Genomic DNA, 13,363 nt, shown 5'->3' on the forward strand with positions numbered 1-13,363 from the left:
TTCAAGGAAGAAAGCTATACAAGTGGTTGCAGTGCCTTTGACTTAGAGCCGATAACTAAAAAGACATATGATAAATCTCGTAGAGTAGTAAGAGGACTATTTAAGTCAAGTTTTGGATTGGTAAATTCGGACGTGAATGGTAGTCTAAACATATTAAGAAAAGAAGAAAAATGTATTCCCAAGTTAGTTGAGACTATGAGGGATAAGGGCAAGTGTTCTCGCCCGTTAAGAATAAGGGTTGCCTGCTAAGGTCGAAAGTTAAATACCAAACTTCTTACAAAGAAGCCACCGTTGCTTGTCTCGGTGGTAAGTTCACAAGAAAACAAGAAGTACAATCTGACGATAACTATTAAGTTAAATAATATAGGACAAAATTAATACTAACTTTGATTATAGAGATTATAGAATTGCCAAAACTTTGAAGACTCACTTTCACCTATCCAAATACCTAAAATATCTTTAAATCCATCTTAGGGACAGTTATGGGCTCAAATTTTCTATTTCTATCTCTAGGAATTTGTATTTTCATTTCCATAAAAGCCTACTGAATAAAAAACTTCAGTGGGCTTTTAAATTTATGATTTTTTGGACATATTATATTAGAATAGAATTTTAATTATAGAGGAGGTGGTTTTATGGCAAATAACAAAATACCCAATAGATTATCTAAGGAAAAAAGTCCATATTTACTACAGCATCAATATAATCCTGTTGATTGGTTTCCTTGGAGTGGAGAGGCTTTTAGAAAGGCCAAAGCAGAAGATAAACCTATCTTTTTATCTATTGGGTACTCGTAGTTTTGCTGTTAATAATCAACTTGCCATTGGTGTCATGTGATGGAGCGTGAAAGTTTTGAAGATGATGAAGTAGCAGAGATTTTGAATGAATATTTTATATCTATTAAAGTAGATAGAGAAGAGAGGCCAGATTTAGACAGTATCTATATGACATTTTGCCAAGCATTGACTGGCCATGGGGGATGGCCTATGACTATATTTATGACCCCTGATAAGAAGCCCTTTTATGCAGGAACATACTTTCCTAAGAGAAGTAAACATGGATATCCTGGATTAATTGAAATATTAAATAAGATAAAGGATTCATGGAGATTAAAAAAAGAAGATATAGTTAAGGAAAGTCATGAAATAGTTGAGTCTGTTAATACCTTTGCAAAACATAACGTTAGAGAAGGATTAAGTAAGGAAGATATAATAGATGTCTTTGAAAGTTTTAAAGAGATGTTTGATGAAGTACATGGAGGATTTGGAACTAGGCCTAAATTTCCTACACCCCATAATTTATTATTTTTATTGAGGTATTGGAAGGTATTTGGAGAAAAAAAGGCATTAGATATGGTTCAAAAGACATTGGATGGTATGTATAAAGGTGGTATCTTTGACCATATAGGATTTGGTTTTTCCAGATATTCTACTGATGAAAAGTGGCTAGTGCCCCATTTTGAGAAAATGTTATATGACAATGCACTTCTTGCTATAACATATGCTGAATCATATCAAGCTACAAATAAAAGATTATATAAGAAGATAGCCAAAAATGTATTGGATTATATTATTAGAGATATGACATCGGAAGAAGATGGATTTTATTCAGCAGAAGATGCAGATTCAGAAGGCGTTGAGGGGAAATTTTATGTATGGCCTTCTGACGAAATTAAAAATATATTAGGGAAAAGTGATGGTGATGTGTATTGTAAGTATTATGATATAACAGAATATGGTAACTTTGAAGGGATGAATATTCCTAATTTGATAGAAGAAGATATAGAGCAATTGGATAATGACTTAGAATTAAGCAATAAATTAGATGTATTAAGAGAGAAATTATTTAGATATAGGGAAAAGAGGGTACATCCCCATAAGGATGATAAGGTGTTAACATCTTGGAATGGTCTTATGATTGCAGCTATGGCCATTGTTGGCAGGGTATTAGACGACGATATTTATACAAATAAAGCTAAAATGGCATGGAGATTTATATCGCATAAGTTAATTAGGAAAGATGGTAGGTTATTGGCGAGATATAGGGATAATGAGTCTGCCTATTTAGCTTATTTGGATGATTATGCATTTTTGATATGGGGATTGATAGAATTATATGAGACCACATTTGATGTGGAATATCTAAAGAGGGCATTAAGCTTAAATGAAGATATGATAAGGTTGTTTTGGGATGATAACGAAGGAGGATTTTATTTATATGGAGAAGATAGTGAACAATTAATAATGAGACCAAAGGATATATACGATGGAGCAATTCCATCAGGAAATTCAATAGCAGCTTTGAATATGCTCAAATTGTTTAAATTAACAGGAGATAAGGATTTAGAAAAAAGAGTAGAAAATATGTTTGAGATATTTGGAAATAAAGTGAAAGCTAATCTTATTTCCCATTCTTATTTTATGATTTCATTATTGTTCAGTAGTACTCCAAATAAAGAGATTACCATAGCAGGGGATAGACATGAGGAGACCACAATAGATATGATAAATGAGATAAATAAAAGATTTTTACCTTTTACTACAGTATTATTAAATGATGAAGGGCAAGATATATATGAGATAGCTCCATTTATTAAAGAACAAAAGGAGATAGATAATAAGCCTACGGCATATGTATGTGAAGGATTTGCTTGTAATATGCCAGTAACTGATAAAGAAAAATTGATTAAATTATTAAAGGATAGAAACTAGTAGTCTACTAGTTTCTATCCTTTAATAATTTTTACTGAAATATTTGTCAACATCTTTTCCTGTTATAGTTTCATGTATTATTAAATGATTTGCCATTCTTATTAGTATATCTTGATGTTCTTTTAATATGTTGAAGGCATCTTGAAATGCAGAGTCAATTATATTTTTGATTTGGGATTGAATCTCACGAATATTATATTTTACATATTGTTCTTCTATGGACATATGTCCATTTTGGCCCATGCCATAGGAACAAACCATATTTTGTGCAATATCTGTAGCCTTTTTCAAGTCATCTTGGGCTCCAGTAGTAATTTCATTAAATATGAGTAACTCTGCTGCTCTACCACCTAATAGCATTTTGATCTTATTTAATAGCTCTTCTTTAGTTAGCAAGTATCTATCTTCATCAGGAAATTTCAATACATATCCCAATGCCTGCCCTCTGGGAACTATGGATATTTTTTGAATCATATCTATATCTAGCACTTTTCCTACTATGGCGTGGCCCGCTTCGTGATGGGCTACAACCCTTTTTTCTCTTAACTGAACAGAAGGATTTTTGACTTTTAATCCAGCTACAACCCTCTCTATAGCTGCATCAAAATCATTTCCATCAATTTTTTTCTTATTGTTTCTTACAGCTATAATAGCTGCTTCATTGGCTATATTGGCCAATTGTGCTCCAGAAAATCCATGGGTTTTTTGAGAAAGAGATTTAATTTGTACAGTCTTATCTATGGGTTTATCTTTTATATGAACTTTGAATATTTCTTCCCTAGATTTGACATTTGGATTTCCCACATAAATATGTCTATCAAATCTTCCAGGCCTTAACAATGCGTCGTCTAATAAATCTAGTCTGTTTGTTGCACCTATTATTACAATGGAATCATTTTTATTGAACCCATCCATTTCCACCAGGAGCTGGTTCAATGTTTGGTCTTTTTCATTATTATTATCTAGATTTCTTTTGCTACCTATGGCATCTATCTCATCTATAAAGATAATACTGGGAGGTTCTTTCTTTGCTTTTTCAAATAGTGTTCTTATACGCTTGGCACCTACTCCTACGTATTTTTCTACAAATTCTGATCCACTGGCATATAGAAATGTAGAATTGCTTTCTCCTGCAAATGCTTTAGCTAAGAGAGTCTTACCAGTTCCAGGAGGGCCATAAAATAATAGTCCTCTAGGTATTTTTGCTCCCATTTGTTTATATTTTTCTGAATCCTTTATAAAATCTATTACTTCTAATAATTCTTCTTTTATTTCTTCTAATCCGGCTACGTCGTTAAAAGTTACATCTGGAGTATTTGAAGTATTGGATTGTTCTGCTTTTTTATTGTTACTACTTAAAGATGCAGCTACTAGTTGATGATTATGTTTCAATTTAAAGTGATAAAATACAAGAAACAAAGTAATGGACCATATAGCTAGTTTGTCTATAGCTGTTAATCTATCTAGAATGGAGAGGTTAAATACACCAAGTACCATTAAGATAGAGGAAAGGAACAACCCTATAAGCATAAGGATGAATATGATTTTATTTTTCAACTTTAGAATCACCTCAGAGTTCAATTAATGTCATAATTTAAGATATTATTATTTTAACCATAATTTAAGTTATTATTATGATTTAAAACTAATAAATAAAATTATATTTCAATTTAGTGTTGACAAAATAGTTATATCCATTTATAATAAATAGGAATACAATAAAGTAGAAGTTTTCCGCTTCTCACCTTATGGCAAAGCTAATAAGGTTAATAAATAGGATTTTGAAACCAGTATATATTGTTATTGGTTGTCCTTTTGAAATTGAAGCGGATAGTTTTGTCTATTTCGCTTTTTTTTATATATTTAATTTATAGGAGGTGTTTTAATATTAAAGAACTTCAAATCAATGGCCAAATCAGAGATAGAGAAGTAAGGCTAATAGACTTTAATGGGGATCAAGTTGGAGTAGTTAACGTAAAAAAGGCTATGAGTATAGCAGAAGAAAGAAAACTTGATTTAGTAAAGGTTGCTCCAAATGCCAAACCCCCAGTTTGTCGTATAATGGATTACGGAAAGTATAAATATGAGCAAGCAAAAAAAGAGAAAGAAGCTAAGAAAAACCAGAAGACAATCAATGTAAAAGAGATAAGGTTAACTCCTAGAATAGAAGAACATGATTTGAATGTTAAAGCTGGTAAAGCTATAAAGTTTTTAAAGAATGAAGACAAAGTAAAGGTTACAGTTAGATTTAGAGGAAGAGAATTAGGACATACAGAGACTGGTAAAGAGGTATTAAATGAATTTGCTAAATTGGTTTCAGATGTTGGAGTAATTGATAAGAAACCTAAAATGGAAGGTAGAAATATGATTATGTTTTTGAGTCCTAAAAATTAACATCTTTGAGAGGAGGAAATACAATGGCAAAAATGAAAACTCATAGAGGTGCTGCTAAGAGGTTTAAAAAGACTGGAAGTGGCAAATGGAAAAGAGGAAGCAATTATAAAAGTCATATATTAGGCAAGAAAACTGCTAAAAGAAAAAGAAATTTAAGAAAACAAAAGCTAGTTAGTGCTAGTGATATGAAGAGAGTAAAAGACTTACTACCATACTAAACTACATTGAGATAAAGGGAGGTAATTATAAATGGCTAGAGTTAAGAAGGCAATTAATGCTAAAAAAAGACATAAAAAGATATTAAAACTTGCAAAGGGCTATTATGGTGCTAAAAGTAAGCTTTTTAGACCTGCTAATCAAGCAGTTATGAAGGCCTTAAGTACAGCTTATGTTGGAAGGAAATTAAAGAAAAGAGACTTTAGAAAGCTTTGGATTTCTAGGATAAATGCAGGTGCTAGACTAAATGGTCTTTCATATAGTAGGTTTATAAACGGTCTTAAAAAGGCTAAGATAGAAATAAATAGAAAAGTTTTATCTGAAATGGCTATTCATGATCCAGAAGGATTTAAACAATTAGTAGAGGTTGCAAAAGAAAATATATAGATATATTTGCTAAAAGTTCCAATTGTGGTTGGAACTTTTTATTTTTCATTATTTCTTTCAATGTTTTGTATAAAGTGGTATAATATTTAATTGATTATGAGCTAAAACTAAATTAATATTACATTATATTGGAGATGATTGATATTAATATAAAAGATGGAATAGATAGATTGAAATTAAATCCTGCTCAAGCATTAGTAGTGGGATTTGCAGGACTTATATTTTTTGGAGCAATATTATTAAATCTACCCATAGCATCTCAAAATGGTAATAGTATAGGGTTTATAGATGCATTATTTACATCTGCTTCAGCAGTTTGTGTGACAGGGCTTATAGTGGTAAATACAGCTGCTCACTGGACATTGTTTGGGAAAATAGTTATTTTGGTCTTGATTCAAATTGGTGGATTAGGATTTATGACTATGGCAACCTTATTGGCATTATTATTAGGAAAAAAAATAACTTTAAAAGATAGATTAATAATGCAAGAAGAACTTAATCAATTTACTATATCAGGGTTAGTTAAATTGACTAGATACATAATCGTGGCAACTATAACAATAGAAGCCATAGGGGCGTTTTTTCTGTCATTTAAATTTATACCTACATATGGTTTGGCCAAAGGGATATGGTTTTCTGTGTTCCATTCCATATCTGCCTTTTGTAATGCAGGGTTTGATATAATAGGTAATAGTATGGAATCTTTTGCAGAGAGTTTTATAGTAAACTTTACGATTGGAGTTTTGGTGATTTTAGGAGGATTAGGATATAGTATCTATTTGGATATAAGTAATAAAAAGAGTTTCAAAAGACTATCATTACATTCTAAAGTAGTTTTGTTAATTACTGGAGTTTTATTAGTTGTAGGATTTGTTGCTGTATTGTTTTTAGAATTTAACAATGATGCTACTTTAGGACAATTATCATTTAAAGGTAAAATATTGGGATCTATGTTTCAGTCAATAGTACCTAGAACAGCAGGTTTTAATAGTATAGATATGGGTGCTATAACTAATGCCACGGCATTTATTATAATTATCCTTATGTTTATAGGGGGTTCTCCAGGATCTACTGCAGGAGGTATAAAAACTACTACTGTTGGATGTATATTATTTAGTGTTTTTTCTGTGATAAAGGGATATAAGGACGTAGAAATATATAAAAAGAGAATACCTGTTGAGCTTATCTTTAGAGCTATTGCCGTTATTGGAATTGGATTAGCTATAGTTGTTTTGGCAGTTACTATATTATCTATAACAGAAGATGCGTCATTTTTAGATATTCTATTTGAGACAGTTTCAGCATTTGCTACAGTTGGACTAAGCAGAGGAATAACATCTAATCTAAGTATAGTAGGAAGACTTATAATAACATTTACTATGTTTGTAGGTAGATTGGGGCCATTGACCATGGCATTTGCATTTGCTAAGAAACAAAGAAGTAAAAAAGGACTATATAGATATCCAGAAGATAGAATTATTGTAGGTTAGGAGGATGAAAATGAAACAGTTTGCTATTATAGGATGTGGTAGATTTGGAACCAGTGTTGCTGAGACATTATATAATATGGGCTATGATGTATTGGCTATAGATAAAAGTGAAGAGAGGGTTCAAGAGATATCTAGCAAGGTAACTCATGCAGTTCAAGCTGATGCTATAGATGAAAATACATTGAGGACTTTAGGGATTAGAAATTTTGATGTGGTCATAGTATCTATAGGTTCTGATATGCAGGCTTCTATTATGGCTACAATGATAGCTAAAGAACTAGGGGTTAGGCTAGTATTGACTAAGGCACAAAATGAACTCCATGCTAAAGTATTAGAAAAAACTGGTGCTGACAGGGTTGTGTTTCCTGAGAGAGATATGGGAAGCAGAGTTGCTAGAAGTCTAGTTTCATCTAATATACTTGATTTCATAGAATTTGCCCCTGATTTTAGCATAGTCGAGGTCAGTGCTATGAAAGAATGGGAAGGCAAGACATTACAAGATTTAAAGCTCCCTACTAAATTTGGAATAAATGTTATAGCTATAAAGAGTGGGGAAATGATGAATATTTCACCTTATGCTGACGATGTAATAAAACCTGATGATATATTAATAGTTATAGGTAATAATGATGATTTGAGAAAGCTTGAAAGAAAGACTAGATAGAAAGGGTTTAATTATGGAAGTAGAAATTACTAGTACATCCAATAAAGTGATAAAAGAAATAAAATCCTTACATAGAAAAAGGGATCGCTGGAATAAAAGACGGTTTTTTATTGAGGGCGTGAAGTCTTTAGATGAAGCATTGAAAACCAGCAGTGATATATTGTATATAATTTATGGGCCATCTCTATTCGATATGGATAATGGTCATGAAATGTATAACAAAATAGTTGAATCAGATATTGACATATATAAGACCACAGATAAGATTTTAAAGGATATAAGTGATACAGAAAATCCTCAAGGGATTATAGGAGTATTGTCATTTCAGATGGAAGAACTACATCATTTATTGAATATAGAGGATAATTTTATTATAGTTTTAGATAAAGTTCAAGACCCTGGTAATTTAGGAACAATAATACGATCAGCCGATGCTTTGGGAGCTAAATCTGTAATTGTGACTAAAGGCTGTGTAGACATATTTAACCCAAAGGTTATTAGAAGTACCATGGGGTCAATATTTCATATGCCAGTAACATACTGTGAAGATATTATGGAATTAATTGTTAAATTAAAGAAGAAAGACATCAATGTTATAACCACATCATTTAGAGAAAGCATACCCTGTTATGAAATGGATTTTAATAGAGATTTTGCTTTAATTATAGGCAACGAATCTAAAGGAGTTTCCATGGATATAATAGAATCATCAGATTATCTTGTTAAAATACCAATGATAGGTGATGCAGAGTCTTTAAATGCTGCAATGGCATCGTCAATATTGATGTACGAAGCATTCAGACAAAGACATAATTTTTAGAAAATTTTCAAATAGTGGAGCTGTAGAACTTGTAATTTAAAAAACCCCATGCTATAATTTAAGTAAATAGCATTAAAGGGGTGTTAATCCTTATGATTGATGCGAAATTTTTTTGGCATTTATTTGAGCTTACTGGATCCATAAATGCATATCTTGTGTATAAAAGCTTGTATAGTAATTGAATAGTTAAAAGTTATGAAAGAGAGAGTAGGTATTATAAAACATTGCAGAGATAAGGTACCTTGGCTGTGAGTACCTTTATGGATTGTGATATTGAAGTTCCCTCTTGAACTGCTGACTTGAAAGACATTTTAAAAGTTTATTAGAGTCATGTCGGCTATTTGTCGTTATTATAATTAAGAGATTTATATTTTATGTATAGATCTATTAAGGATGGTACCGCGGAAAACCTTCGTTCCTTTTGGAATGGAGGTTTATTTTTTAAATATTAGGAAGGAGAGAATATATAATGAAGGAAAGGCTTATGGAGATTAAACAAAGGGCCATTGAAGAAATTAAAGAAGTAATAGATATGGAAGAGTTAGATAAAAAGAGAGTTGAGTTTTTAGGAAAAAAAGGTGAAATAACCCAGGTTTTAAGGGGGATGGGAAAATTATCAGCTGAAGAAAGACCAGTAATCGGAAAACTTGCCAATGAAGTTAGGTCTGTGATAGAAGCAGAAATTGAAACCCTTAAAAGAGATCTAAAAAACAAGGCTAAGGAAGCAAAGCTAGAGTCAGAAAAAATAGATATATCAATGCCTGGAAGAAAAAAGTATTATGGTCATAGACATCCATTGATGAGAACTAAAGAAGAGTTGGAAGAAATATTTATGAATATGGGGTTTGATGTGGTAGAAGGCCCTGAAATAGAGACAGTATATAATAATTTTGATGCTTTGAATGCCCCAGAAGATCATCCATCTAGGGATATGTCTGATACTTTTTATATCACAGAAAACATATTACTTAGGACCCAAACCTCTCCTGTACAAGTAAGAGTTATGAAGCAAAAAGAACCACCAATAAAGATTGTGTCTGCAGGAAGGACATTTAGATTTGATGATGTAGATGATACACATTCTCCTATGTTTCATCAAATGGAATGCCTTGTAGTTGATAAAGGAGTGACCCTTGCAAATCTAAAGGATACTATAGATATATTTGTTAAAGAATTATTTGGTAGTGATTTTAATACAAGGTTTAGACCCCATGACTTTCCATTTACAGAGCCCAGTGCTGAAGTAGACGTATCCTGTTTTAAATGTAAAGGAAAGGGTTGTGACAATTGCAATGGCACTGGATGGGCAATGGAGCTTCTAGGATGTGGAATGGTACATCCTAATGTATTGAAGAAATGTGGTATAGACCCTGAAATTTACAGTGGATTTGCTTTTGGATTAGGTATAGATAGGGTTACTATGGTTAAATATGGATTGAATAATATTAGACTATTATTTGACAATGATATGAGATTTTTAGACCAATTTTAATATATTATGTGATTCTATATGCTGAAAATTAATATAAGGAGGAGTAAGTAATATGTTAGTACCAGTTAAGTGGTTAAAAGAATATGTGGATATAAATAATTTAGAGACTAAAGAACTTGCAGATAAACTCACCATGTCAGGGTCTCATGTGGACTCTATAGAGCTTGTAGATAAAGGAGTGGAAGGAGTAGTCGTAGGAAAGATATTAGAAATTAATCCCCATCCTAATGCTGATAAACTTGTAATTACAGTAATAGATGTTGGAGAGAAAACTCTACAGATTGTTACAGGAGCAGATAATATAAATGAAGGAGATTATATACCTGTTGCATTACATGGTGCTAAATTACCAGGAGGTATCAAGATAAAAAGAGGAAAACTTAGAGGGATAGAGTCTCAAGGTATGTTATGTTCGGCACAAGAATTGGGTATAGCAGAAGACTTAGTACCTAAAAAAATAAAAAATGGTATATTTATATTGGATAAAGAATATCCCATTGGCAGAGACATAAAGGAAATTTTAGAATTATATGGAGAAATAATAGAGTTTGAGATAACTCCAAATAGACCTGATTGTTTAAGTATTATAGGTATGGCAAGGGAAACGGCTGCTACATTAGGTAAAGAATTAAAACATACTAAAATTAATATAGAAAACGAATATGAAGATATTTATGAATATATGAATGGTATAGAAATAAAAGATGAAGATCTATGCAATAGATATTATGGAAGAGTTATTAAAAATGTAAAGGTAGAAGAATCTCCAATGTGGATTCAAAGAAGACTTATTGAATCGGGGGTTAGACCTATAAATAATATAGTAGATATAACTAATTATGTAATGCTTGAAATGGGTCAGCCTCTACATGCCTTTGATTTGAACAAACTAGAGGGAAAAAAGATTATTGTTAGAAGGGCAAAACCAGAGGAGACAATAGAGACATTAGATGGAACTGAAAGAAAGCTTACAGAGGAGATGTTGGTTATAGCTGATGAGGTCAAACCCGTGGCATTAGCTGGTGTTATGGGAGGACTGAATAGTGAAGTTACAGATATAACAGATACCATATTAATTGAATCTGCTAATTTTGACAAAAGAAATATAAGGTTGACATCTAGAGCTGTGGGACTTAGAACAGAAGCATCTAGTAAATATGAAAAGGGATTGACATCAGATATAGCAGAAATGGCTTGTAATAGAGTATGTCAACTGATAGAAATGGTAGAGGCAGGAGAGGTTATAGCAGGGTATATAGATGTATATCCAAAAAAATCTGAAGAAAAAAAGGTAAATGTGAGAATAAATAAAGTAGAAGAATTACTGGGTATAAAAATAACAGAGGAACAGATGATAGATATATTAGAAAGATTAGAATTAAGATGTAAGATTAAAGACAATGAAATAGAGGTTGATGTGCCTTCATTCAGACAAGATTTAGAGATTGAAGCAGATATAATCGAAGAGATAGGAAGGGTATATGGATTTCACAATATACCTTCACAACCTTTAATGGGAAGCCTTTCTAAAGGTGAGAAATCTAGACTTAGAAGAATAGAAGATTTAGTGAAGAATATTTTAGTGGGAATGGGTTTAAATGAGATAACAACATATTCTTTTATTAGCCCTAAAGATTTTGACAAGATATCTTTACCAGAAAGTAGTTTTAAGAGACAATATGTAAAAATAATGAATCCTTTAGGAGAGGACTATAGTGTTATGAGGACTACCCTTATATCTAATATGATGGATGTATTGTCTAAAAACTATAAAAAAGGCATAGAGAGGTCATGGGCATTTGAAACAGGCAATATATTTATTCCCAATGGTGTCCCTGTAAATAGTTTGCCATATGAAATAAGGACTTTATCTATTGGTATGTACGGAGATGTGGACTTTTTTGATTTGAAGGGTATAGTTGAAGAGCTTGGTAATGTATTAGGCATTAAAGACATAGAGTATATGCCAGAAAGAAATAATAATACATTTCATCCTGGCAGAACCGCTACTATTGTAAAAGGGAATCATGTTTTAGGTGTATTAGGAGAAATACATCCTGATGTGACAGAAAATTATGGTGTAAAAGATAGGACTTATGTGGCAGAATTGGACTTAGACATAATTAATCTATTGTCTAATTTAAATAAAAAGCACAAAGAATTGCCCAAATATCCAGGAATGACAAGGGACATATCTATATTGATAGATGATGATATAATGGTGAAGGATATTGAAAAAATAGTGTGGGATAATGGCGATGGACTGATAGAAAAGGTAGAATTATTTGATGTATATAAAGGAAAACAAGTACCCGAGGGCAAGAAAAGTGTAGCGTATTCTATAAAATATAGGTCTTATAAAAAGACATTGACTGATGAAGAGGTTACAAAGGTACATGATAAGATAATAAATGAATTGTCTCAAAGGTTAAATGCTGTATTGAGATAATATGTAATTTAAGGCACAGTGGTTTTTATGACTATTGTGCCTTAAATTATAATTAAATTGTTGATATAATTATAATTAAAGATTTGATATTTTTGCAGGAAAAGGACTTAAGAAGCAGAAGTATATATGTATAAATGTAGAAGGAGTGTGTAAACCGTATGACTGAAAAAAGAAAAGTCATGATTAAAATAAATGGACAAGAGTATACGGTGATAGGGGAAGAGTCCGAGGAATATATTAAGCATTTAGCTAAATATGTAGATGAAAAGGTAAAAAATATATTAGAAAATAATAAAAAGATAGGTAATACCATGGGGGGTATATTAGCAGCATTCACCATCACTGATGAATACTATAAAACGTATAAGGAATATGAAGAATTTAAGGAGTCAGTTCAAGAAAAACTAAATGAATTAGAAAATATAAAGGCAGAGTATAATACAAATAAAGATAAGATAGATAGATTGTCAGAGCATTGTGAAGAATATATAGATGAAATTAAAGAACTTAAAAGAGATAAACAAAAAAAGGAAAAGCAAGTAAAAAGATTTAAGGAATCATTAAATATAAAAGGAAAAGAATTGGAAGAATCTCAAAATATGATAAATAAACTTCAAGATAAACTTTTTCAAAACCAAATAGAGTTAGTTCAAGTAAAGAAAGAATTAGAAGAATTAAAAAAAAATCTAGATAGATAAATAAAAGATGAATCCTGACATAAAATAAGTATTAATATTTGT

The 13,363-nt window shown here is 31.4% G+C and carries 10 protein-coding genes, 2 pseudogenes and 1 other annotated feature; of the genes and pseudogenes, 11 read left to right on the forward strand and 1 reads right to left on the reverse strand.

Annotated elements, in window-relative coordinates:
* Together Q326_RS18675 and Q326_RS17045 are read left to right on the forward strand one after the other, a co-directional pair.
* Window positions 1-249, forward strand: a pseudogene (locus tag Q326_RS18675) (RNA-guided endonuclease TnpB family protein); the annotation flags it as partial.
* A gap of 386 nt (window positions 250-635) precedes the next feature.
* Window positions 636-2,711 (forward strand): annotated as a pseudogene (locus tag Q326_RS17045) (thioredoxin domain-containing protein).
* Between the two features lie 21 nt (window positions 2,712-2,732).
* On the opposite strand, the gene Q326_RS0109000 reads toward Q326_RS17045, so the two are convergent.
* Window positions 2,733-4,268, reverse strand: a complete 1,536-nt coding sequence (locus Q326_RS0109000) for an ATP-dependent metallopeptidase FtsH/Yme1/Tma family protein (RefSeq protein ID WP_026895088.1) — start codon at window positions 4,266-4,268, stop codon at window positions 2,733-2,735.
* Window positions 4,269-4,553: 285 nt separating this feature from the next.
* Here Q326_RS0109000 and infC point away from each other — a divergent pair, with 285 nt between their 5' ends.
* The 9 genes from infC to Q326_RS0109045 all read left to right on the forward strand — a co-directional run bounded on the left by infC (window position 4,554) and on the right by Q326_RS0109045 (window position 13,321).
* On the forward strand, window positions 4,554-5,105 hold the full coding sequence (infC, locus tag Q326_RS0109005; RefSeq protein WP_245592085.1) for a translation initiation factor IF-3: 552 nt from the start codon (window positions 4,554-4,556) through the stop codon (window positions 5,103-5,105).
* 23 nt (window positions 5,106-5,128) lie between these two features.
* A complete protein-coding gene (gene rpmI, locus Q326_RS0109010; RefSeq protein WP_026895090.1) occupies window positions 5,129-5,323 on the forward strand; it encodes a 50S ribosomal protein L35 in 195 nt (64 codons plus the stop codon).
* A 31-nt stretch (window positions 5,324-5,354) separates the two neighbouring features.
* A complete protein-coding gene (rplT, locus tag Q326_RS0109015) occupies window positions 5,355-5,708 on the forward strand; it encodes a 50S ribosomal protein L20 (protein ID WP_026895091.1) in 354 nt (117 codons plus the stop codon).
* 134 nt (window positions 5,709-5,842) lie between these two features.
* Window positions 5,843-7,198 carry a TrkH family potassium uptake protein gene (locus Q326_RS0109020; RefSeq protein ID WP_034601749.1) on the forward strand — a complete coding sequence of 452 codons (1,356 nt, stop codon included), beginning with the start codon at window positions 5,843-5,845 and terminating at the stop codon, window positions 7,196-7,198.
* 10 nt (window positions 7,199-7,208) lie between these two features.
* A complete protein-coding gene (locus Q326_RS0109025; protein WP_026895093.1) occupies window positions 7,209-7,862 on the forward strand; it encodes a potassium channel family protein in 654 nt (217 codons plus the stop codon).
* Window positions 7,863-7,875: 13 nt separating this feature from the next.
* On the forward strand, window positions 7,876-8,682 hold the full coding sequence (locus Q326_RS0109030; RefSeq protein ID WP_026895094.1) for a TrmH family RNA methyltransferase: 807 nt from the start codon (window positions 7,876-7,878) through the stop codon (window positions 8,680-8,682).
* Window positions 8,683-8,868: 186 nt separating this feature from the next.
* Window positions 8,869-9,105, forward strand: a binding site (T-box leader).
* Window positions 9,106-9,151: 46 nt separating this feature from the next.
* The gene (gene pheS, locus Q326_RS0109035; RefSeq protein ID WP_026895095.1) at window positions 9,152-10,174 is read left to right on the forward strand and encodes a phenylalanine--tRNA ligase subunit alpha; all 1,023 of its coding nucleotides are present in this window, start codon (window positions 9,152-9,154) and stop codon (window positions 10,172-10,174) included.
* A gap of 52 nt (window positions 10,175-10,226) precedes the next feature.
* Window positions 10,227-12,623 carry a phenylalanine--tRNA ligase subunit beta gene (gene pheT, locus Q326_RS0109040; RefSeq protein ID WP_026895096.1) on the forward strand — a complete coding sequence of 799 codons (2,397 nt, stop codon included), beginning with the start codon at window positions 10,227-10,229 and terminating at the stop codon, window positions 12,621-12,623.
* A gap of 158 nt (window positions 12,624-12,781) precedes the next feature.
* A complete protein-coding gene (locus Q326_RS0109045; protein WP_026895097.1) occupies window positions 12,782-13,321 on the forward strand; it encodes a cell division protein ZapA in 540 nt (179 codons plus the stop codon).
* Window positions 13,322-13,363: the final 42 nt, after the last annotated feature.

The sequence above is a fragment of the Clostridiisalibacter paucivorans DSM 22131 genome, from assembly GCF_000620125.1.
Taxonomy (GTDB): domain Bacteria; phylum Bacillota; class Clostridia; order Tissierellales; family Clostridiisalibacteraceae; genus Clostridiisalibacter; species Clostridiisalibacter paucivorans.